The sequence below is a fragment of the Butyrivibrio sp. INlla18 genome (assembly GCF_900103635.1).
GTDB lineage: Bacteria > Bacillota > Clostridia > Lachnospirales > Lachnospiraceae > Butyrivibrio.
Genome location: NZ_FMXK01000009.1, coordinates 35,571 through 59,665, shown reverse-complemented (window position 1 = coordinate 59,665; position 24,095 = coordinate 35,571). Strand labels below are relative to the sequence as shown.

Below are 24,095 nucleotides of genomic sequence, written 5' to 3'. Positions count from 1 at the left end.
GGGATTACAATGTCAAAAATAATCTATGAAAATAGGCTTTCTTCACAGGAAGATATAAAAGATTTCATTTTGGAAGGAAAAGCCAAGATCTCTTTTGAGAACGGAGCCATGCGACTTGAAAATGAGCTTTCAGCTAAGGAAGGTCAGAAAGCCAACTTTGTTTTGTGGTGTCCAGTGTCTTTTCCTTCAGATGTTAAGATTGAGTGGGAGTTCAGGCCGGTAAAAGAGCCTGGACTTGCCATGATGTTTTTTGCAGCTAAGGCAAGAAATGGAGCAGGAAATATCTTTGATGAGGGACTTGAGAAACGTACTGGTGAGTACAGACAGTACCATTCAGGCGACATCAATGCTTTCCATGTTTCATATTTTAGAAGAAAAGAGCCAGATGAGAGAGCCTTTCATACTTGTAACTTAAGGAAGAGCTACGGTTTTCACCTGGTATGTCAGGGAGCAGATCCTATTCCTGATGCATCAGAAGATGCACAGTGGTACAAGATAACTGTTCTCAAGACCAAAAACAAAGTATTATTTTTTGTAAATGACCTTCAGATATTTGAATTTGTCGATGATGGTATGACCTATGGAAATCTTTTGACAGGTGGAAATGTAGGATTTCGCCAGCTTGCTCCTATGATTGCTGAGTACAGAAACCTTACAGTAACCTGGATCTAAAAAGAGGATAAGAGATGAAGATACTTGTAATTAACGGACCAAACTTAAACTTTCTTGGAATAAGGGAAAAGGCAGTATACGGCAATCAGGATTATAACTACCTTTGCAATCTTATTAGCGAAAAAGCCAAAAAAGACGGCGATGAAGTAGTTCTTTTCCAGTCCAACCACGAAGGAGCCATAATCGACAGGATCCAAGAGGCCTACAGTGATGGTACAGAAGGCATAGTCATCAATCCTGGAGCTTATACACACTACAGCTACGCAATCCACGACGCCCTTAAGAGCATCGAGAACATCACCAAAGTAGAAGTCCACATCTCAGACATCCAGTCCCGCGAAGACTTCCGCAAGATCTCAGTAACAGCACCAGCCTGTGACAAACAGATCTACGGACACGGTCTTGAGGGCTACCTCGAAGCCATGGACTTCATCAAGGCTTCCCGTTAATAAAGTGAAAAATGGAAACGGAGTGGGTGACATAAAATTTGTACAATTATGTACAGATTTAGGTCAATATTTTAATAAAAATGTAAAACAAATAATGCTATAATCCTAGCAAATATCATTTTTGGGGGATTATGGTGTTGAAAATTATTAAGAATATGAGGTATAAGTATAGAGTGCTAATTGCGATAACACTGTTTCTTATTGTGACAGTGGTGTCCTTTGGCACTATTTTTGTGCGCAGTTATATAGAAAGAAATATGGAACTTAGGGCTTCGGAACTTTCTAAGGATACTGATAATATCATGACTAGTTTGGAAAATACTTTTGTTACGCTTTATAAGTATTATCTGGCTACTCAGACAAATGATGAGGTCAAATATATCGTTGAAAACGATGTAGATTATGATCAGGTCAGCGCCATAACTGATGCTGCGGACACCCTTTCTGGTAATAATATAGTTTCCGATTATGTTTCTGCTTATACGCTTATAAACTTTAAGACTGGAACAGTTCTTGGTAGTAGGGGAAGATATTCGACAGATGAGGTACTTAACCTTGACGAGATCATGAATATCTATGACACATATATAGAGACTTACACCAAGAACTTATGGATATATATAGATAGCGAAGCTCCTGACAAGAATTCAAGAAACTACAGGATGACAGTTCCTATTAGTGGTCTTGATCTGATACTGTTTGTGCCTTACTCAGAGGTTACACCCTATGCACTATTTGTCATAAATGTGAATATGAATCAGATAACAACTGATCTCAAAAAGCAGCTTCAAAAGAACCAGAATGCAGTTCTTTACTCTGCTGATGGAGAGGTTATCTTTTCAACAGATGATGAACTAGTTAAGCTTATTGACCGGTACAAACTAGACGAATCAGATGAGACCAGCCACATTCTTAATTTAGGAAAAGGCAAAAAAGTTTATGTCAGCAGAAGTACCTATTCTGTGGCGGGACTTCAGCTCTATGTTTCCTATTACAATGAGGGCCTTGAGATATTTACTAATACATATCAGGTGCTTGGTTTTGTGATCGTAGTGCTTCTTCTTTTACTGATATCGATCATTGTTTTCTATAGCATATACAAGCCAATCCACGCTGCGGCATCAGAGATTGCCAAGGAGAATGCAGAGCAGCTCCTTCCTGGAGAGGATGAGCTAAAGTATTTGACAAATAGCGTTAAGAGACTTGATAACAAAAATGAAGCACTTATTGAACACACCACAAACCTTTTTGCTATGAGACTTTACAGAAATGAGCTTACCAAAGAGGAGATAGATCAATATATTTACAGGCTATCATTAACAGACAAGATTCCAGAGAACTTCCTGATAATAACACTTGTTCTAAAGATGATAAATGAAGACAATGTTATCTCTGCTGATGAGGAAAAGAGGATTTGTACAGAGATAATAGAAGAGCTCAAAAAGAGTGTTAATACCAAGAAGTACTTTCTTCCAATGGTGTATTACTCAAGATCTGTTGTCGCCTTTGTGGAAACCAGGGATACTGATGAGTTCAAAGAGATCATGCTAAAGAACTACAATTACATAAGGCAGTATATCTACAACAAATATGGTATGAACATTGGAATAGGTATCAGTAGGCCCTACACTGACATCTATCAGATAAATGAAGCTTACACAGAAAGTGCTCAGGCTATACAACATGGCAAGATAGACACAGGAAGCTTTGTAAGCTACTACAGTGAAGATTCAGGACTTGCTTTAGTTAAATACGATGAAGAAAAGGAACAGGACCTTCAAAGAGCCTTAAGACTTGGTGATAAAGAATCAGCTTATAGCATAATAGATGAGATCTTTGCTAATCTCATAGGTCAAAAAATAACACGTGATAACACAATACCAATACTACTTCAGCTGGTTAATTCCATAGTTATGGAAGCTCAGAACTCTGGTCTGGGAATGGATGTATTTAGAGAAGAAGTTAAAGATATCTATCCTGTTATCATTGATTACCATGATCTTAACAGAGTCAGAAAGTATATTAAGTTCAATATGATAGATCCTGTGATCTACAAGCAGAATCAGCTCATTGAGAATCAGTCAGGAACAATAATGGCTGCTATTGAACAGCTGGTTGAATCAAAGGCTGGAAACATTACTCTTAATGAATGTTCAGAGATACTTAGCTATCATACAAGCTATATCTGGCGAGTCTTAAAGGAAGAAAAGAACATGACCTTCACAGAGTATGTGGAGCAGTATAAGTTAAAGATTGCAAAAGATCTTTTGACAAATTCGGATATGACAGTTGGAGCAATAGCAGAGAAACTTAGTTATACAAACGCACAGAACTTTATCAGATTCTTTAACAAGATGGTAGGAACTACTCCTGGTAAATTCAGACAGGTATCCAGGGCAGAACAGGTATAATCATTTTGTTGATTACTTCTAAAAACATCCGAGAAATCGGGTGTTTTTTATTATGCAAGAAATTGATTATAGACGTTATGAGATGAGCATTCATATAATTTGCACATACAAAGCGAACAGCTTGATAAATTTAAAGACACAATTACTAAAAACGCTTTTAGGAGGTAGGTATGAATAGTAGTAAAGATCGAAAGCTACTGGCATACGTGTGGCGTCACAAGGGATTATATCTGATGCTACTTCCGGGACTTTTGTATTTCATCATGTTCCGATATGTGCCAATGGCAGGTCTCGTAATCGCTTTTAAAAACTATTCCCCATTCCAGGGAATATGGGGAAGTCCATGGGTAGGATTTGATAACTTTAAACAGTTCTTTTCAAATCAGGATTTCCTGATATTACTTAGAAATACACTTGGTATTTCATTAACACAGTTGGTTTTGTATTTCCCAGCTCCAATTATCTTATCTCTTTTACTTAATGAGATCAGACACAGCTGGTACAAGAGACTTGTTCAGACATTTATTTATATCCCTCACTTTGTATCATGGGTTATCGTAGCTTCACTTTCATATCAGCTCTTTAATACAAATGACGGTCTTATAAATATGCTCATTAAGATGATGGGCGGATCAGCAATCCCTATTCTTTCAAGTGCCAAGCACTTCTGGGGATTGATCGTTGGTCAGGACATTTGGAAAGAAACTGGTTATGGAACCATCATTTATCTGGCAGCCCTTGCTGGTGTTGACCAGGAAATGTATGAGGCAGCTAGAGTAGACGGTGCTGGAAGATGGCAGATGATGTGGCATATCACACTTCCTGCGATCAAGAGTACAGTGATCATCATGTTGATCCTTAGAGTTGGTTCAATTCTTAATACAGGCTATGAGCAGATCTTCCTAATGAGAAACGACCTTAACGTAGCTTACGCAGAAGTATTTGATACCTTCATCTACACAAGAGGTATTCAAAACGCACAGTATTCATTCTCAACAGCAGCTGGTATGTTTAAGTCCATCGTCGGAATGATCATGGTACTTGGCGCTAACTGGACAGCTAAAAAAGCTGGTGAGTCAGGAATCTATTAAGGAAGGAGGAAGAAAACGTGGCTAAAACAAAGATCATTAAAAGAGATTCCCGCGGCGTAAAGATGAGCCTTGGATATAGAATTACAGACGTTATCATCTATACACTTATGGGATGCGTTGGAATTATCACACTTCTTCCATTCCTCTACATTGCAGCAGGTTCATTTGCTACAGACAGAGAGTTGACGGAGAGAGCATTCTTCATCATTCCAAGAGTATGGTCTCTTAACGCATACAAATATTCTATTAACAACGGAAACATATTATTGGGACTTAAGAACTCATTTATTCTTACACTTTGTGGAACAATAGTGAACATGGTTCTTTCAACTACATTCGCTTATCCACTTTCCAAAAGACATTTTAAGGGAAGAAACTTTTTCCTTAACATGGTAATCGTAACAATGCTTTTCTCAGGTGGTATGATTCCAACATTCATGGTACTTAGAGCCTATGGCCTTTATGATTCATACTGGGCACTGATCCTTATCGGAGCCATCAGCCCATTCAATATGATCATCATAAAGAACTTTTTCCAGGAGCTTCCTATGGAACTTGAGGAAGCAGCATATATGGATGGAGCAAGTGAGTTTAGAACATTCCTTACTATCATACTTCCACTTTCCAAACCAGTACTTGCTTCAATTTCTCTTTTCTATGCAGTAGGCTATTGGAACGATTATTTCAACGCTATGATCTATCTTCAGACTCCTAGCAAATACACAGTACAGATCATGCTGAGAAATATCGTTCTTAAGGCAAGTGCTATTAGTGACATCATGATGGACTATTACGACCAGAATGGTGCGCCACCAGATAAGGCAGTTAAGATGGCAACAACACTTATTGCGACTGTACCTATCCTTGTAGTATACCCATTCGTGCAGAAGTTCTTTACGAAGGGTGTTATGGTGGGCGCTGTTAAAGGCTGAACTGAGCTCTTGGCGAGGTCCTTTCGAGCCTAGAAGCGATGTTCGTTCTGGCGAGCGAAGCGAGAGCAGAACTTCCTTTTTAAACAAGAAAAGAAGGAAGATTTGTATATATTTTTCATCCAATGAAGGAGGATTTCTATGAAAAAGAAGTTATTAGCAACATTACTAAGTGCTTCTATGGTACTTGGGGTAGTAGCGTGTGGTTCAAACACACAGACAACAGGAACAGATTCTACAGCATCAACACAGACAGCTGACAATGCGGGGGCAGACACAGCTTCTGATGCACCTGTAGAGTTACCACCTGTAACATTTATGGCAATCGACTTTAACTCAGGCGCATCTAACACAGGTGACTACGCTGAGCAGGTTATGCAGCAGCTTGAGGAACATACAGGCGTTGACGTTGAGATCCAGTGGGTACAGAGTGATGTACTTGAAGAGAAAGCAACACTTGCTATGCAGGATCCTAAGTCTATGCCAATGATCATGACATGGAACGGCGCTGTAACAGGTACAGTTGTAACAGCTGCTAAGCAGGGCGCTTTCGTTGACCTTACAGAGTACCTTAAGGATTCTACAAAGTATCCTAACCTTTCACAGCAGAACCCAGGAGTAGCAGAGTCTCTTACAGTAGATGGCAAGCAGATCGGTATCTACAGAGCACGTGTACTTGGTCGTTATGGTCTTTCATATCGTCAGGACTGGGCTGATGCACTTGGTCTTGCAGAGCCTAAGACAATCGATGATGTTTATAACATGCTTTACCAGTTCACATATGGTGATCCAGATGGAAACGGCAAGAATGATACAATCGGTCTTGAGATGACATCTTACACAGGTCCTTTCGATATCATGCAGACATGGTTTGGATGCGGAAACGGATGGGCAGAGAAAGACGGAAAGCTTATTCCAGTATGGCAGCAGGATGAGTACCTTGAGGCTCTTAACTGGTTCAAGAAGTGCTACGAAGAAGGACTTATGCCTTCAGACTGGGCTTCACGCACAACAGATACATGGTCAGATGGATGCAAGAACGGTGAGAACGGTGTATATGTAGACGTTCTTGATGGCGGAAGACGTATCTGGGATTACTTCGTAAACAACGAGATTCCTTCAGTTACAGATCCTTCACAGTTTGCTTCAATGAACCTTCTTAGCAACATCAATGGCAAGACAATGGCAACATCAGGTTACAACGGATACTTCACACTTTCAGCTTCAACTTGCGACACACCAGAGAAGATCGAAGCAGCTCTTACACTTCTCGACAAGATGTGTGATGAGGAGATGCTTATCCTTACAAACTATGGTCTTGAGGGTGTTACATACGAGATCAACGAGAACGGCAACGTAGTTCGTCTTGATGCATCTGATGATGCTCTTAAGGCTAACTACAACGGACTTAACCAGCTTGTTGCTTACATTCCTGGAACAGAGTCAGACCTTACAGAGGAAAAGACAGAGCGTCAGATCAAAGAGGCTGATGTAAAGGAAGATGCTGAGAAGTACGCAGTTCTTAACCCAGCTCTTCCATACCTTATCAACTCAGCTACATATGCTTCACAGGGTAAGGACCTTGATGACAAGATCTCACAGGCTCGTACACAGTACATCTGCGGCGAGATCAATGAGGACGAGCTCAAGGCAGCTTGGCAGGATGTTCTTGATCGTGGATATCAGCAGATCATTGATGAAGTAAATGCACAGGTAAAATAATAGAAACTTAAATAATTTAGACACTGAGCCGTCGCAAGTCTGCGGCGGCTTGGGTGTTTAATGAAGGGAAAAAGAGATGGAAGTAAAAAGATTAGAAAACAGATCTTCAAAGGGCTATACAACATTTGGAAGTATGTGGGAAAAAGGAAAACTTCATGGAGATAAGATCTCTTTTACCCTGAGGGGTGAAAATGGACAGGTTCCAGTTCAGTCAAGGGTTACAGCTTATTGGCCTGACGGAAGTATCAAGTGGGCTGCTCATACTGCAGATGCGGAAGCTATGGGCAAAAAAGCTGTTATTGATCCGGTTTTGAATCAGGAAATCAATTATGGCAAAGGTAAGATCGAGGTTTCTGACATGGGGCAGGACGGATTCCGTATAGAAGCGGGATCTGTCTCTGTGCTCGTGTGTAGAGGTGGAGATAAGCTCTTTAAAGAGGCTCTTTTTAAGGGAAAGAAATATATAGAGTCTGCCAGATGTGATGCTCTAATTGAGAATCGGAAGGGTGAATATAACAAAGAAGTTCACTCGTATAAGGGAATCGTTAATAGTGCAGAGATAGTGGAAGAAGGAGAAGTTAGAGTTGTCGTTAAGTTCACTGGAATCCATATGAGCACTGAAGTCAAAGATGAAAAGAGGCTTCCATTTACAATCTATATGGAAATCTACAAAGACTGCCCAGAATTTAGATTTACACACACATTCTTCTTGGATATAGATGAATCAAAAGATTATATAAAGGGAGTCGGAATTTCTTTTGACGTACCTGTAAGTGGAGAGCAGTACAACAGGCATTTTAAGGCACTTTCAGATAATGGAACCTTTTCAGAAGCTGGAGCAATGCTCCTTTGCTGGCATCCTAGGGTATCTGATGAGATTTATCACAAACAGATAATGGGGGAGAAGATAGTACTTGATCCAGAGAGCGAAGAGGGCAGGAACGCTATCGATGCTTCCAAGATGATGCCTGTGTGGGATGAATATAGACTCTATCAGGACAGCTCAGAACACTTTGCTATCAGGAAAAGAACTGCCAAAGAAAATGTATGTCTTATCGACGGACTTCATGGACACAGAGCTCCTGGCGTTATTTCTTTTGGCTCTGATGAAGGAAGCGTAATGCTAGGTCTCAAGGACTTCTGGCAGAAATACCCTTCAACATTATCAGTAAAGAACCTGTCTAAGAACATGGCTACAGGAACCATTTGGCTTGTGACTCCAGATGCAGATGCCATGGACTTTAGACACTACGAAAATACAGGTTATTCACAGACTTACTACGAGGGCTTTGACGTATTTGGCGCTAGTGCCTACGGAATTGCCAATACCTCTGAATTTGCGGTTCGCTTTAACGAGAAGGTGATCCCAGCTGATACTGAGCTTTCGGATTTCTGTGAGAGCATTCAGAAGAAAGCTCTTTATATAGCTTCACCAGAGTATTATCATGACCTGCGTGCATTTGGCTATTGGAGCCTTGTTAAAAGAGATAGTGAAGCCGAGAACTGGCTTGAAGACCAGCTTGAGAGCGCATTTGAATTCTATAAGAGCGAAGTAGAAGTAAGAAAATGGTATGGAATGTTTGACTATGGCGATTTCATGCATACTTACGATAAGGAAAGACACTCCTGGCGTTATGATATGGGGGGATACGCTTGGCAGAACACTGAGCTTGTGCCAACCTTCTGGCTTTGGTTTTATTTCCTCAGGACCCAGAGAGAAGATGTCTTTAACATATGCGAAGCTATGACAAGGCACTGCTCTGAGGTTGATATCTATCACTTTGGTAAGTACCAGGGCCTTGGCTCAAGACACAATGTCCGTCACTGGGGATGCCCATGCAAAGAGCCTAGGATCGCCATGGCTGGCCACAACAGGATGATGTATTTCTTAACTGGTGACTTTAGACTTAGGGACATATTTGATGAAGTAAAGGATGCGGATTTTTCTACGATTGAGACTGATCCCCTTAGATTTTTCTTTGATAAAAAAGAAATGGTCTATCCTACACATGCTAGAACTGGCCCAGACTGGAGTAGTTACGTTTCCAACTGGCTCACACAGTGGGAGATAAACAAAGATAACAGATATCTTGAGAAGATTAAGACTGGTATTGAAGACTTGAAAGAGACTCCACTACGCCTTCTTTCAGGAACAGACTTTGAGTATGACCCAAAGACAAGCCATTTGAGGTATATTGGAGATAGAGCAACAGGAGGAAGTCATCTTTCTATCTGTCAGGGATCAGAGCAGACCTGGCTTGAGATGACAGATCTTATGGATGATCCTAAGTGGAACGAGATGCTTGCTTACTATGGAACATTCTATCCACTTGATAATGAGACACAAAATAAGCTCTCAGGCGGACGTATAGGTGATAGAAGCTTTGCATATCCGTTTATGGCAGCAGGTGTCATAGCTTACGGTGCTTACTACAACAAGGACCAAGACCTTGGCAAAAAGGTCTGGGAGATTCTTAAGGATAGCCTTAAGACTGAACTTAAAGATGGTGCTATCAAGGCAGTAGATGTGCCTCTTGCTGGTAATCAGGAGGTGCTAAAAGAGATTCCATGGGTATCTACAAATGTCTTTGCCCAGTGGTGCCTGAACACCATTGTGGCACTTGAATTTGTAAGAGATGACCTTCCAGAGAGCTTTAACTAGGAGGATGAAGATGAAAAAGACAAAGATTTTCTTGGCCGGAGATTCCACGGTTCAGACCTACAAATTAAGTGATGCTCCGCAGTGCGGCTGGGGAGCAGAGCTTTACAAATACTTTGATGCATTAGATGTATGTATCAGGCATTCAGAAGGTTCTACCTTTGACAACGCTGTTTCTTATGAGACTTCTAGGGTCATTATTGATAACAGAGCCATGGCAGGCAGGAGTTTAAAGAGCTTTTCAGATGAGGGCAGATGGAAAGACCTGATAAAAGACGTTTCAAATGGCGACTACGTTCTTATTCAGTCAGCTCACAATGATGCCTACAAGGAAAAGGAAGAACGATATCTTTCTCCTTCTGAGTACAAGGAAAAGCTAAAGAAAGAATATGTTGGGGACATTCTTTCTAAAGGAGCTGTGCCAGTCCTTGTGACAGCCATAGCAATGAAAGATTTTGATGACAATAAGGTATGCAGGATCTCTTTTCCTGAATATAGGGACATGATGATAGAGCTTGCAAAAGAGATGAATCTTGATCTCATTGACCTGGGCAAAGAGACCGCTGAGTACAACACGAAGATTGGGGAAGAAGCCTGCAAGGGAATATACATGAACCTTGATAAGGATATGTTTGAAAGTGCCCTTTTGGGGAAAGAAGATAATGCACATCTTAAATTTGAGGGCGCTTTTGTGTATGCAGGTTTTGTTGCGAAGAGATTAAAGGAAATAATTGGTGACTAAGGCACCAAAAGGGAGATGTATGGAACAGAGAGAAAACCTAAGCAGAGGACTTATAGCAGTAAAGACTAACACAGGAATCTTTTTATCCTGGAGACTATTTAAACGAGAGGCCTTTGGACATAATGATACAGGCTTAACTGGTGTTTCTTTTAACGTATACAGGGATGGGGACCTTATAGCGAACGTAAATGACTCAACAAATTATCTGGATAAAGAGGGAGCAGAAACCTCTAAATACTGCGTAGAAGTGGTGATTCCAGAAATCTTAAAAGAGCATTACAAAAGTAACTGTCAGTGCATGAAGGCTCTTTTTGCAGAAGGAAAGAGCGCTGAGGTTACTGCCTTTACAAGCGGCAAGAACTATATCGATATTCCTGTAAAAAAGCCTGAGGGCGGCGTGACACCTGCTGGTGAGAGCTTCGAATATACTCTAAATGATATGAGTGTTGGCGATGTGGACGGCGATGGAGAGTATGAATACATCGTTAAATGGGACCCTACAAATTCACAGGACGTGTCAATTAAGGGCTATACCGGCAGATGCATAATTGATTGCTACAGACTATCCGGTCAGATCCTCTGGAGACTTGATATGGGGCCTAACATCAGAGCTGGTGCGCACTACACTCAGTTCATGGTCTATGATTTTGATGGGGATGGCAAGGCTGAGATGGCAGTCAAGACAGCTCCTGGCACCAAGATCACAAGATACGATGAATCAGGAAAAGAGATATCTACTAAATTTATCACTCTTCCTAAAAAAGATGTATCAAAGGGGATTGCCCATACCAATAACTATGTATGCTCAGCTGAGGATTACAGAAAGCATATGATAGCTCTTTTCATGTATTGGACAGAGCATCCGGAGGTTAAGACTGGTCACTGGCCTGCTACCCTGGAAGAGTGCTTTGGAATCCCTGTTAAATACAGCTATCCTCTAAGTCGTAAGAACGCAGAAGAGCTTGTAGAGTACTTCATCAATGTATTTGCCAAGGAAAAGAGCCCTAGAAACGAGCTTGATAAGTTTGAGGGCTTCATATATGAAGGACCTGAGTACCTTACCATGTTCTCAGGTGGCGGAAGAGAGCTCTGCACAATAGATTATCCTGTACCAAGAGGCGATGATGGCCTTATGTGGGGTGACTACGCCATGAAGAGGATAGAGCCCTGCAACAGAGTCGACAGATTTCTTGCTGGTGTTGCTTACCTTGATGGCCAGCACCCTAGCCTTATCATGTGCAGAGGTTACTATACCAGAACTACTCTTGCTGCCTACAATTTCGATGGTACAAGGTTTATTCCACTGTGGCTTGTGGATAGCGGACACGTGCCAATGAGCAATCCTTTTGATGATAATCCACATGGCGGCGTTGGAAGTGACCCTGTTTATGGCATTTTGGCTGGCCAGGGCAATCATTCCCTTGCTGTAGCTGATGTTGACGAAGATGGCAAACAGGAGATCATCTATGGTGCAGCCTGCATCGACCACGATGGCAGCGTTCTGTATTCAAGCTATGATTATCTTCCTGATGGAACCTATGCCAAGATGGGACACGGTGATTCAATGCACGTGGCTCATATTGACCCAGATAGAGAAGGCTTCCAGATATTTAACGTATTTGAAGGCGCTAAGGCAGCTCCTTATGGCTATGCCCTTAGAGATGCTAGAACTGGCGTAGTTATAAGAGGAATCGATAAGACTGGTAAAGATACTGGTAAATTTGGAGTTTATGCTGAATCAGACCTTGGTAGATGCATGATAGGAGATATAGATCCTTATGTTAGAGGTCTTCAGTGCTGGGTAAATGATGTTTATTCCTGCAAGGGGCAAAAGCTAGAGCTTAAGGCTCCTTCTACCAATCAGGCTATTCGATGGGCAGCAGACCTTACAACTCAGCTCATAGACGGAGCAGACTACCTTGGCGGCGAGCACAGAGGCGTTATCAATGACATTACTCACGGAGTAATGCTCGCTCCAGAGAATACTCTCACCAATAACGGAACCAAGGGTAATCCTTGCCTTGTGGCAGACCTCTTTGGAGATTTCAGAGAAGAGATAGTACTGCGTCTTGAGGATAGTTCAGCTCTTCGTATATATACCAACACAGATATCACTGAGCACAAGCTCTACACACCAATGGACGACATCATGTACCGCGTAAGTGTTGCTTGGCAGAACACCTGCTACAATCAGACAGGCTATACTAGCTATTACTACGCATCAGATATGGATTTTGGGAAAGTGCCACTAGATTATTAAGATTATTACAAAAAATAGTTGAAAAAAATTAAGCGATAGTTTAAACTAAGTTAGTTGTTTGATGTGATAATATTTGGCGAACGGACGTCTGAATGCCGTTGCCGTTATTTTAGGAGGATTTTTATGATTTCTGCAAGTGATTTCAGAAATGGTGTAACCATCGAAATCGATGGCAACGTATGTCAGATTATTGAATTCCAGCATGTTAAGCCTGGTAAGGGCGCTGCTTTCGTAAGAACAAAGCTCAAGGATATCATCAACGGCGGTGTTAAAGAGACAACTTTCCGTCCTACTGAGAAGTTCCCTGCAGCAAGAATCGACAAGAAGGATATGCAGTATCTCTATCAGGATGGTGACATCTTCAACTTCATGGATTCAGAGACTTATGAGCAGATCGGACTTACATCAGATCAGATCGGTGATTCTCTTAAGTTCGTTAAGGAGAACGAGGTTTGTAAGGTTATGTCTTACAACGGAAGCGTATTCGCAGTTGAGCCTCCAATGTTCGTAGAACTTACAATCACAGAGACAGAGCCTGGTTTCAAGGGCGATACAGCTACAGGTGCTACAAAGCCTGCTACTGTTGAGACAGGTGCTAGCGTATCAGTGCCTCTCTTCGTTAACGAAGGTGATGTTATCAAGATCGATACTAGAACAGGTGAGTATCTCTCAAGAGTTTAATCAGTAATACTGAATATAGAAACTAAACGTAAGACAATAGTTAAACGCGAAATGCGTTTTCCTATTGTCTTTTTTGTGCTCAAAAATAAGAAATACAAATGGAAATGAAAGGTTTATTTAGTAAATGGATATTAAAGAATTTGGAAATATTATCGTGGCAGAAATTGCTGATGTACTAGGAGATAATGTGGAGGTTAGTTATAAGGAAGTTCTTAAGAATAACGGCATTATTTGCCACGCTATTCATATCAAGAAAAAGGGCGAGAATATAGCACCAACGATCTATCTTGATCAGTATTATAAGGACTACAAGAATGGAATAGTTCTTATGAAGATAATCAGAAATATCTTGGAGTTTTATCGCAAACATGCACCAGAGGGCTCAGTTGACGTGAATTTTTATGAGGATTTTTCCAAGATTTGTGGAAAACTATTCTTCAAAGTGGTCAACTTTGATAAAAACAGAAAATATCTTGAAGATGTACCTTTTGTCATGTTTGAGGACCTAGCGCTTGTGCCCCTTGTTAATGTTGATGATGAATTCCTTGGACCTGGAGTCATTGTTGTCAAAAAAGAACACCTGAAAAATTGGGAAGTTTCTGAGGAAGAGCTTTGGGAAAATATCTATGAGAATGCCCCTAATGCACAGCCATTTACAATCGAACATATCCTAGAGACCCTTGGTGATAAAGGCAAGGAACTTGCGCCTTTTTTAAGTCAGCTTGATATGTACGTTATCTCTAATGAAGCCAGGACAAACGGCGCTGGTGTATTTCTTTATCCAGGTGTTTCTGAGATGATTTCTGAGAAACTTGGAGGAGACTTCATTGTACTTCCTGCCTCCATACATGAAGCAATAGTTATGCCTTATTTTGAAGAGGAAGGAAAGAGGGATTTTCTTTATTCAATGGTCAAGGAAGTAAACTCAATGGTCGTAGGTGGAGGAGATGTGCTAAGTGATAGTGTGTATCTGTATGAAGCTGAAAATAACACTGTTAGAATACTTTGATAATGGAAACACATGTAATGAACGAGGAATGGGTGGAAGTTATTAACGGAAGTGATGATGGTGCTGAAAATGTATTTTTGAAGGATAGTGATCTTGATGATTATCTTCATTCTGGGAAAAGCTTTCATAAGAAGAGGGCAGAAGCTGCCAGTAATGGTGAAAACGTAATAATCCGTTCTTTTGATGAATTGGTGATCAAGATAAATAGTATCATATATGCCCAAGATGCAGATGTCTCCAAAATGCAATCGGTTGGAGTTATGAGAGTTGGTAGTAATATATCAAATCAAATAAGAGCTATTGATAATAGTATTGATACGAGTTCTTATTTTTTTCAGATTGAACCAAATGATCTGAGACATGCTTATAACGAACATTTGAAGCCTAAAAGAGAAGGCGATTTACCAATGAATGAAAATGATATCGCATTTGCACTTTCGCATTTAAATGAAGGCGTTGTAGAAAAGATTGAAAAAACAAAAGGTGGTGGAAAAAGAGCGATTATAAACATTGAAGCACCTGATGGGAACTACGTAACTGTTCAGGTGGTTTCAAAAGGGGATGGAGCTCTTTCATTGAAATCTATGTGGAAAATAGAAAAAACATCTTGGATTCAACAGGAGATCAGTTAATCTAAGATCCCACATCTGTTCGTTCTCAAGATGTTTTTTTCTGATTTCAACATATCAGATGCAATCTGATATGTCAATAGTGTAAAAATGCACCCGACAGGAATCGAACCTGCATTAAAGGCGTCGGAGGCCTCCGTTCTATCCATTAGACTACGGGTGCGAAATACCTTGTCTATAATAGCATAACGAAGACGGTGAGTTCAATAAGGGACTGGCTTCATAGGATGTTCACAAATTTGACTATATGGACTATATGGCTTAAAATCTAAATGTTGCACTATATTTACTTGTGCATATTTATATGATTACTACACTTTGTATTTCGAGGTTTGAATAATGAAAAAAAAGAAGAATCCAATTTCTTGGAGAAATGAAAAGAAAGATATATTTGCCATACTTGGTGATAATAAAAGACTTTTAATGCCGGCAATGCTTATCATTGCTGTTGGTCTTACAATTGTGATCGCACTCAGTGCTAATCACAGAGCTGCAGAGATGGCTCAGACTCCTAGTGATGCAGATGCAGCAGCAACCTATGAGATCCCAGATGTGGCATTAGAAGAGAATGCATATCCTGATGTTAATGCAATCATAGAGACATATTACACAGCAATGGCTAATGGAGATTCAGATACTCTTTCCAGAATCTATGTTGGTCTTGAAGAGACAGAAGTATTAAAGGCTGTTGCAACTGCTGAGTACATTGAGGATTATGAGAATATCGTAGTATATACCAAGCCAGGTCCTGTAGCAGGAAGCTACATTGCATATGTGTACAACGAAGTTAAGTTCTATGATTACAGTAAGCCAGTACCTGGACTTGAGACTCTTTATATCTGTACTAATGATGAAGGCCTTTACATCAATGGTGATATCGCTGATGAGAATGAACTAGAGTACATCAAGACTATCAGCGTTCAGGAAGATGTCATTGACTTAAATAACAGAGTAGCTACTAGCTACAATGAGATGGTAAATGCAGATGAGGAGCTTGCAGAGTTCCTTACTAAGATGAGAGCAGGACTGCAGGTTTCTGTTGGTGAAGCGCTCGCTAGTTCAGAAGCTAGCTCAGAAGCTTCAAGTGAAGAGGAAGTAGTTGCTGCAGAGGCTACAACAGAGGAACAGAAAGAGACTGTAACAGTTCATACTATCAGAGCTACAGATGTAGTTAATATCAGAAGCTCAGATTCTGAAACTGCAGATATCCTTGATAAGACTACAAAGGGACAGGAATTCAAGCAGCTTGAGGCTCTTGCAAATGGTTGGAGCAAGATCGAGTACAAGGGCGGAGTTGCTTACGTTAAGACAGAGTACTTCGAAGTTATTGATGAACAGGTAGTAGAGGCTGGAACAGATTCAGAAGCTACTAAGGATGATAAGACAACTACAGACAGCAATGCTACTAAGGATACATCAGCCAAGACTGGCAAGATGAAGGTCAATGACTCAGTTAGACTTCGTAAGGAACAGAGCACAGATTCTGATGTTCTTGCTATGATCTACTCAGGTTCAACAGTAAACGTTGTTGAACAGTATTCAAATGGTTGGGCAAAAGTAGAGTATAATGGAAGTACAGGATACATTAAGTCAGAATTCCTAGGAGACTGATATTAGTTTATAGGGAGGTAACTTTCATGTTTGGAAAATTCAGAGTAGCAATTATGGGAACTGGTAAGATTGCTGAGGTTATGGCTCTTACTCTCAAGAATACACGCGGAGTTGCCTGCTATGCAGTAGGATCCAGGACCAAGGAAAGTGCTGATAAATTTGCTTCAAAATTTGGAATCAAGAAAGCTTACGGCTCATATGAAGAGCTTGTAGGTGATCCTAAGATTGATCTTATATATGTTGCAACACCTCATTCAGAGCACTATAGGAATGTTATGCTGGCTCTTTCTGCTGGTAAGCATGTTCTGTGTGAGAAAGCCTTCATGCTCAATGAGAAGCAGGCTAAGGCAGTATTTGATTATGCTGAGCAGCAAAATCTTTTGGTTACAGAAGCTATGTGGACCAGATATATGCCAATGAGAAACAAGCTCATGGAGGTTTTAGCTAGCAACGTCATCGGCGAGCCTACAATGCTTACAGCTAATCTGGGCTACAATATTTCAGCCAAAGACAGGATCAACAAGCCAGAGCTTGGTGGTGGAGCATTACTTGATCTTGGAGTATATGTTCTTAACTTTGCATCCATGGTATTTGGAAATGATGTAACAGATATTGTATCTATGTGCTCTTTTAATGACCTTGGAATGGATCTTCACGACAGTATCACACTTAGATATAGAAACGGCAAGATGGCTGTTTTGAATGCTTCAGCGTTATCCGTTAGTGATAGAAGCGGAGTTATCTACGGTAGCAAAGGCTACATTGTAGTAGATAATATCAACAATTTCGAAGGAATCACAGTATATGATTCCGAGCACAAGAAGATTGCATATTACAAGAGGCCAAAGCAGAAGACTGGTTACGAGTACGAAGTAGAGGCTTGTGTTAGAGCAATTGCTGAAAAATGGATCGAATGTCCTGAAATGCCTCATTCTGAGTCACTTAAAATGCTCAATATGATGGATTTCATCAGACAGACCAATAATATAGTTTTCCCAGGGGAAAATGATCTTGAGATAGTATCTGCCATACCTGAAGCTCCTATGCAGGAAGAGGTTGTAGCATCAGAGGCGCCTATTCAGGAAGAAACAGATACCAGTGATACACCGGAAGGAACAGAGACTACTGAAATATGCGAAGAAAAGTAATCGCGGGGATTTTATTATTCTCTCTTTTATTTGTGAATATTTTTTCTTTTGACAGCTACGCTGACGAACTTGATGAGACCATTGCTAACATGAGGCAAAAGGAAGAAGAAACTCAGCAGACCATTTCAAATCTTGAGAAACAGACCAAAGAAACTCAGGAAGCAATAAAGAACTTGGAAGGTGAGAAGGCGCAGACTCAGAGCAATGTTTCTAATCTTCAAAGTCAGAGTAATGCTCTTCAGACTACTATCAATGGATACAATAGTAAGTTAAATACACTCAATGGTGAGATTTCAGAAGCAGAAGCTGCTATGGCTGAAGTCTCATCAGAGATTGTCAAGCTCAATTCCGAGCTTCAGGAAGCCCAAAAGCAAGAGAAGGAAAGGTACGAAGCTTTAAAAAAGCGTATTCAGACTACCTATGAAAAAGGCGGAACCCAAGGGCTTATCCGCATTCTCTTGGAATCGGGATCTATTCAGGAATTCCTAACCGTATTTGAATATTTGAATGCTGTTGTCGATTATGATCAAAAAAAGATTGGGGAGTATCAGGCTCTTCAAAAGGAGATCGAGTCCAAGAAGGCAGTTGTAGAAGAAAAAGAAGCAGAACTTGATAAGTATCAGGAAGAGCTCGATGAAAAGCATGATGAACTTGCAGGCCTTACTGATCAGGTCAAGGGACAGCTTAATACTACCAATAGTAATCTTTCTTCTGAAAAGAATAAACTTGCAAACTATGATCAGCAGCTACAGCAGTTAGATGCCAAGATGAAATCATTGGAATCTCAGACAGCTGCAGCAAACGCAGCTCTCGCTCAGCAGATTGCAGAGAGACTTGCACTTACCAAGGAAGATACTTCTGGATCATATTCAGCATCTGCAGATGAGCTTACATGGCTTGCTGCAACTATACAGGCAGAAGCTGATGGAGAGTCATATACAGGTAAGCTCGGTGTTGGATCTGTTATCATGAACAGAGTTAAGAGTTCAGCTTTCCCTAATACCATTATTGGCGTTATTACTCAGAATATGCAGTTTGCTTCTTATCGTTCAGGTAAGGTTGAACTTATTATTTCTAATGGTCCTAATTCAACTTGTATAAGGGCAGCACAGGAAGTTTTGGATGGAGCCAGAGTTGGTGATTATCTGTTCTTTATGACTCAGTACTGGGCAGATTACTATGGAATCAGTGAGTATTACATGATAGGTCATCATGCGTTCTTCTATAGATGGGTTACCAAGCCAAAGGAGGAAGCTCCACAGGAGCAGCAGCCTGCACCTGAAGAGAATACTGACAACAATCAGACAGAAGAGGCTCCACCTGCAGAGGAGAATCAGGAAGAAAACACTGATAATGGTGATAATGAAGAAAATCACGATGATTCAGAAGAAAACTCTGATTGATACATAAAATAGTAATTATCAAAAAATACTCTTGCGCTTTAAAATAGTAAAGTGTATAATGCTTTTCAGACAGTGTTTGCGCAATGGGGCGTGGAGACCTTTGGTTTTCTACGCTCTTTTTGTATATCAAGATGTTTATTATGCAAATATATATATTTGCTATGTGCTATGCACAGGAAGGAGAATGAAAAATGTCATACGTTGATGAGATCTACAACTATGTTGTAGAGAAAAACCCAGCTCAGCCTGAGTTCCATCAGGCAGTAAAAGAGGTGCTTGAGTCACTTCGTGTTGTTATTGAGGCAAATGAAGAAGAGTACCGTAAGGATGCTCTTTTAGAGAGACTTGTAACTCCTGAAAGACAGATTCTTTTCAGAGTACCTTGGGTAGATGACAAGGGACAGGTACAGGTTAACAATGGTTTCCGTGTACAGTTCAACTCAGCTATCGGACCTTACAAGGGAGGACTTCGTTTCCATCCTTCAGTAAACCTTGGTATTATCAAGTTCCTTGGTTTCGAGCAGATCTTCAAGAATTCACTTACAAGCCTTCCAATCGGTGGTGGTAAGGGTGGTTCTGACTTTGATCCTAAGGGCAAGTCAGACAGAGAAGTAATGGCATTCTGCCAGAGCTTCATGACAGAGCTTTACAGACACATTGGTGCAGACACAGACGTTCCAGCCGGTGATATCGGTGTTGGCGGACGTGAGATCGGATATATGTACGGACAGTACAAGAGAATCAAAGACGTATATGAAGGCGTACTTACAGGTAAGGGTCTTACATACGGCGGTTCACTTGCTCGTACACAGGCTACAGGATATGGACTTTTATACCTTACAGAGGAGCTTTTAAAGTGTAACGGTTCTGACATCAAGGGCAAGACAGTAGTTGTTTCTGGTGCTGGTAACGTTGCTATCTACGCTATAGAGAAGGCTCAGCAGCTCGGTGCTAAGGTTGTTACATGTTCTGATTCTACAGGTTGGATTTATGATCCAGAAGGAATCGATGTTGCACTTCTTAAAGAAGTTAAGGAAGTTAAGAGAGCTCGTCTTACAGAGTATGCAGCAAACAGAAAGTCTGCTGAGTACCACGAAGGTAAGGGCGTATGGAGCATCAAGTGTGATGTAGCTCTTCCATGCGCAACTCAGAATGAACTTCTTCTTGACGATGCTAAGCAGCTCGTTGCTAACGGTGTTCAGGCTGTATGTGAAGGTGCTAACATGCCTACATCTATCGAAGCTACAGAATACTTCCAGAAGAACAACGTACTCTTCGTTTGTGGTAAGGCTTCAAATGCAGGTGGTGTTGCAACATCAGCTCTTGAGATGAGCCAGAACAGCGAGAGACTTTCATGGACATTCGAAGAAGTTGACGCTAAGCTCAAGCAGATCATGGTTAACATCTATCACAACATTGATGATGCTGCCAAGAAGTATGGCTGCGAAGGCAACTATGTTGCTGGTGCTAACATCGCAGGCTTCCTCAAGGTTGCAGAGGCTATGAAGGCTCAGGGTATTGTTTAATACATAGGCTATAATATCTAAGGTTCGGTAATGGAAAATTACCGAACCTTTTTTTGCGTTTTTTTGTAAGAAAACAGTATTGACTATAAAACAGTATTACGATATTCTTCCATAGGAGTTTTTTCAAAAGAGAAGTAAAAAGGAGAAAGATTTATTATGATGGATGCTAATACAATAGCTTATTTCCAGGAGCTTTCACAGGTAACAGGGTTATTTTATAGTGAAGAGGCTGAATCACTTACAGGAGTAGCAAACGGTTATCACGTTACACTTGCTATCAACACTATTACATATCAGCTTAGCTTTTCAGTTCGTGCTAACGGAATGCTTCCTACAGCAGAAGTGTTAAAAGAGCTTACAGATGGCTCAGATGCAGTTAAGAATGCTGTAATGGAAGGAAATAGACTTGTAGTGTCAGTTAAGGGCGCTATGAAGAACGCTTTGACCAAGAATATCGTAGATGCTATCAACTCAGTTACAGAGAAGCTCAAGCAGTATGGTTACGAAGATGTTTGTGAGTACTGCGGAGTAGCAAGACAGGATATCGCGCCTTATAATATCGGAGGCAAGATCTACCAGACATGTCCTGACTGTCTTCAGGCAGCTACAACAACTGTTAACGCTCAGATCGAGCAACGCAAGGCAAACGAGAATGTTGGACTTGGTATTGTAGGTGCACTTCTTGGTTCACTTCTTGGTGTTCTTGTTATTGTTCTCATCGGTCAGCTTGGCTACGTTGCTGTTGCAGGCGGACTTGTAATGGGATTTACAACACTTAAGGGATATGAGCTTCTTGCCAAGAATATGAGCAACAAGGGACTTATTATTTCATCTATTATCATGATACTTATGGTATATGTTGCAGAGAGAATTGAGTGGGCTATAGAAGTGTTCAAGGTATATTCAGATGAACACATTTCATTCTTTGAAGCTTTCCTTTATACACCAGAGGTTATCAAATATAGTGATGCTACAGGACAGTTCATCGGATCACTGGTTCTTCTTTATATTTTCACTGCTGTAGGCGTATTTGGTGTTATCAGAGCTACTGCAAAAAAGATCCAGTAATTTGATTCAAAATACCTTTAAAGGTTTGATTTTTACTTTCAAAGACACAGTTTTTTCACAGTTTTTTGTGCAATTTGTTGTTGAAATAATAGGGAATAAACGATAAGATTAATCCCGCTACTGTAGTTGAGTTAGTATGGAGGTAGGCCATATGGGCGAGTGGAAACAAGCCTTTGATAGGATAATGGATCAATTATATAATCATCCTGAAGAAATGCGTGCAAGACTTCTTGATAAATATAATAGCTACGGCTACACAGCTCAGGAACGTCCCAAGACAGCAATAGAATTACTTCAGAATATGCACTAATTTCACATACAACAAATGACCCCGGTATGATCATCATACCGGGGTATTTTAATATCTTTATTTATCAGTCCTTTGAAGCTTCTTTTAAAGCCTTTACGATGTCCTTTTCGTTATCAAGAGCCATGATCTTATTTGTAAGCTCATCAGCTTCTTCTTGACTCCACTTTGAGATGATACATCTTGCTGTAAGAACAAGAACTGGGTTAACGCTAAATTCTGTAAGACCAAAGGAGATGAGAAGTGGGATCATAAGTGGATCCGCAGCTGCCTCTCCGCACATTCCTACAGGTATTCCTGCCTTATTACCACATTCAATGATATTCTTGATAGATCTAAGAACTGAAGGCTGGAAAGTAGAATATAAGTAAGCAACATCAGAATTTCCTCTATCTACGCTCATTGTATACTGGGTGAGGTCATTTGTACCAATAGAGAAGAAATCAGCCTCTTTCGCCAAAATATCAGCGATAAGAGATGCTGCAGGAGTCTCTATCATACATCCAACTTCGATGTCCTTGTCATAGGCGATATTATTAGCATCGAAATCTTTTTTGATCTCTTCAACAAGCTCTTTGACTGCTCTAAGCTCATCTACGCAGGTTACAAGAGGAATCATGATCTTGATCTTACCAAAAGCGCTTGCTCTAACAATAGCACGGAGCTGGATCATATAACTGTCCTTGTTACCAAGGCAATATCTGACAGCTCTGTATCCAAGGAATGGGTTTTCTTCCTTTTTCATGTTGAGATAAGGAATATCCTTGTCACCGCCGATATCGAGTGTTCTGATGATGACAGCCTTACCGCCCATTGTCTCAGCTACTTCTTTGTAAGCTGCAAACTGTTCATCTTCAGTAGGAAGATGATTATTATCCATGAAAAGAAATTCTGAACGGAAAAGACCAATACCTTCGCCATCACATTCAATGGCTTTCTTGGCATCCTTTGGAGTACCAATGTTGCAGAAGAGTTCAAGACTCTTGCCGTCCTTGGTCTTTGTTTCCTGACCATAGAATCCTTTTAGCTCAGACTGTTTGCGGATAAATTCTTCGCGCTTTCTAATGTACTGAGAAAGAACATCACCATCTGGATTAACAAATACGATTCCTTCTGTACCATCAACGATAGCTGTTTCTTTATCTTTGACGATCTCAGTTGCATCTGGAACAGATAAAACAGCAGGAATCTCAAGTGCTCTTGCCAAGATAGCAGAGTGTGAAGTCTTGCCTCCAACCTCTGTGATAATTCCAACTACGTTTTCTTTGTTGATCTGAGATGTCATAGAAGGAGTGAGATCTCTAGCTACAAGGATAGTACCAGGTGCAACCTTGCTGATATCAACATCTTCGATTCCAAGGAGAATCTTTAAGATGCTAACCTTGACATCGCTGATATCTGAAGCTCTCTGGCGCATCATGTCATCATCCATCTTGGAGAACATGCCGATAAACATGTCGCATACAGCTTCAACAGCTGATTCTGCGCACTGACCAGCATCTATCATCTTGCTCATCTCACCAGACATTGTAGGATCAGATATCATAACAAGGTGGCCCTCAAGGATTTCAGCTTCCTTGGGACCAATTCTCTTTCTGATATCTTCAGCCATCTCTGAAGTTTCTTTTTTGAACTTTTCAATTGCATTATTAAAGCGATCTTTTTCAGCGGCGGTATCTTCTATTTTTTTGGCCTCGTAAGATAGATCGTGTTCTTTGATCACGCAGACACTTCCGATACCGATTCCGCGAGAAGCTGCAATGCCTTTAAACATGTGT

Annotated in this window: 19 protein-coding genes and 1 tRNA gene; 18 read left to right on the top strand and 2 right to left on the bottom strand. The window is 40.7% G+C overall.

From position 1 onward, the window contains the following. Positions 1-9: 9 nt before the first annotated feature. From BLS24_RS07605 to BLS24_RS07550, 12 genes are all read left to right on the top strand, one after another. A complete protein-coding gene (locus BLS24_RS07605) occupies positions 10-672 on the top strand; it encodes a DUF1961 family protein (RefSeq protein ID WP_091757696.1) in 663 nt (220 codons plus the stop codon). A 14-nt stretch (positions 673-686) separates the two neighbouring features. Further along, positions 687-1,121 carry a type II 3-dehydroquinate dehydratase gene (locus BLS24_RS07600; RefSeq protein ID WP_091757694.1) on the top strand — a complete coding sequence of 145 codons (435 nt, stop codon included), beginning with the start codon at positions 687-689 and terminating at the stop codon, positions 1,119-1,121. 257 nt (positions 1,122-1,378) lie between these two features. Further along, a complete protein-coding gene (locus BLS24_RS07595; RefSeq protein ID WP_176764368.1) occupies positions 1,379-3,532 on the top strand; it encodes a helix-turn-helix transcriptional regulator in 2,154 nt (717 codons plus the stop codon). A gap of 170 nt (positions 3,533-3,702) precedes the next feature. Next, a complete protein-coding gene (locus BLS24_RS07590) occupies positions 3,703-4,623 on the top strand; it encodes an ABC transporter permease (RefSeq protein ID WP_091757690.1) in 921 nt (306 codons plus the stop codon). A 17-nt stretch (positions 4,624-4,640) separates the two neighbouring features. Further along, positions 4,641-5,555: a carbohydrate ABC transporter permease gene (locus tag BLS24_RS07585; RefSeq protein ID WP_242872253.1), complete on the top strand. Its 915-nt coding sequence runs from the start codon at positions 4,641-4,643 to the stop codon at positions 5,553-5,555. 138 nt (positions 5,556-5,693) lie between these two features. Next, the gene (locus BLS24_RS07580; RefSeq protein ID WP_091757688.1) at positions 5,694-7,274 is read left to right on the top strand and encodes an extracellular solute-binding protein; all 1,581 of its coding nucleotides are present in this window, start codon (positions 5,694-5,696) and stop codon (positions 7,272-7,274) included. A 76-nt stretch (positions 7,275-7,350) separates the two neighbouring features. After that, a complete protein-coding gene (locus BLS24_RS07575) occupies positions 7,351-9,936 on the top strand; it encodes an exo-rhamnogalacturonan lyase family protein (protein ID WP_091757686.1) in 2,586 nt (861 codons plus the stop codon). Between the two features lie 10 nt (positions 9,937-9,946). Beyond that, complete coding sequence (locus BLS24_RS07570) at positions 9,947-10,675, top strand: rhamnogalacturonan acetylesterase (RefSeq protein WP_091757684.1); 729 nt, start codon at positions 9,947-9,949, stop codon at positions 10,673-10,675. 19 nt (positions 10,676-10,694) lie between these two features. Next, the gene (locus BLS24_RS07565; protein WP_091757682.1) at positions 10,695-12,935 is read left to right on the top strand and encodes a rhamnogalacturonan lyase; all 2,241 of its coding nucleotides are present in this window, start codon (positions 10,695-10,697) and stop codon (positions 12,933-12,935) included. 123 nt (positions 12,936-13,058) lie between these two features. Then, positions 13,059-13,616, top strand: a complete 558-nt coding sequence (efp, locus tag BLS24_RS07560) for an elongation factor P (RefSeq protein WP_091757680.1) — start codon at positions 13,059-13,061, stop codon at positions 13,614-13,616. A 124-nt stretch (positions 13,617-13,740) separates the two neighbouring features. After that, positions 13,741-14,625, top strand: coding sequence for a DUF5688 family protein (locus tag BLS24_RS07555; protein ID WP_091757678.1), 885 nt, complete (start codon positions 13,741-13,743; stop codon positions 14,623-14,625). A gap of 17 nt (positions 14,626-14,642) precedes the next feature. After that, on the top strand, positions 14,643-15,257 hold the full coding sequence (locus BLS24_RS07550; RefSeq protein ID WP_091757676.1) for a hypothetical protein: 615 nt from the start codon (positions 14,643-14,645) through the stop codon (positions 15,255-15,257). An 88-nt stretch (positions 15,258-15,345) separates the two neighbouring features. Here BLS24_RS07550 and BLS24_RS07545 read toward each other — a convergent pair. Beyond that, positions 15,346-15,417 (bottom strand) — tRNA-Arg (locus BLS24_RS07545). 176 nt (positions 15,418-15,593) lie between these two features. Here BLS24_RS07545 and BLS24_RS07540 point away from each other — a divergent pair. The 6 genes from BLS24_RS07540 (at position 15,594) to BLS24_RS15230 (ending at position 22,320) form a co-directional block, all read left to right on the top strand. Further along, entirely contained in the window at positions 15,594-16,865 is a 1,272-nt protein-coding gene (locus BLS24_RS07540) for an SH3 domain-containing protein (protein WP_091757674.1), read from the top strand. 26 nt (positions 16,866-16,891) lie between these two features. After that, positions 16,892-18,013, top strand: coding sequence for a Gfo/Idh/MocA family protein (locus BLS24_RS07535; protein ID WP_091757672.1), 1,122 nt, complete (start codon positions 16,892-16,894; stop codon positions 18,011-18,013). Beyond that, a complete protein-coding gene (locus BLS24_RS07530) occupies positions 17,998-19,416 on the top strand; it encodes a cell wall hydrolase (protein WP_091757670.1) in 1,419 nt (472 codons plus the stop codon). The genes BLS24_RS07535 and BLS24_RS07530 overlap by 16 nt, the downstream gene beginning before the upstream one ends. A gap of 191 nt (positions 19,417-19,607) precedes the next feature. Next, the gene (gdhA, locus tag BLS24_RS07525; RefSeq protein WP_091757668.1) at positions 19,608-20,942 is read left to right on the top strand and encodes an NADP-specific glutamate dehydrogenase; all 1,335 of its coding nucleotides are present in this window, start codon (positions 19,608-19,610) and stop codon (positions 20,940-20,942) included. 156 nt (positions 20,943-21,098) lie between these two features. Then, positions 21,099-22,010: a hypothetical protein gene (locus tag BLS24_RS07520; RefSeq protein ID WP_091757666.1), complete on the top strand. Its 912-nt coding sequence runs from the start codon at positions 21,099-21,101 to the stop codon at positions 22,008-22,010. A gap of 151 nt (positions 22,011-22,161) precedes the next feature. Beyond that, a complete protein-coding gene (locus BLS24_RS15230; protein ID WP_176764367.1) occupies positions 22,162-22,320 on the top strand; it encodes a hypothetical protein in 159 nt (52 codons plus the stop codon). A 64-nt stretch (positions 22,321-22,384) separates the two neighbouring features. Here BLS24_RS15230 and ptsP read toward each other — a convergent pair whose 3' ends face one another. Continuing rightward, entirely contained in the window at positions 22,385-24,091 is a 1,707-nt protein-coding gene (gene ptsP, locus BLS24_RS07515) for a phosphoenolpyruvate--protein phosphotransferase (RefSeq protein ID WP_091757663.1), read from the bottom strand. Between the last annotated feature and the right edge of the window lie 4 nt (positions 24,092-24,095).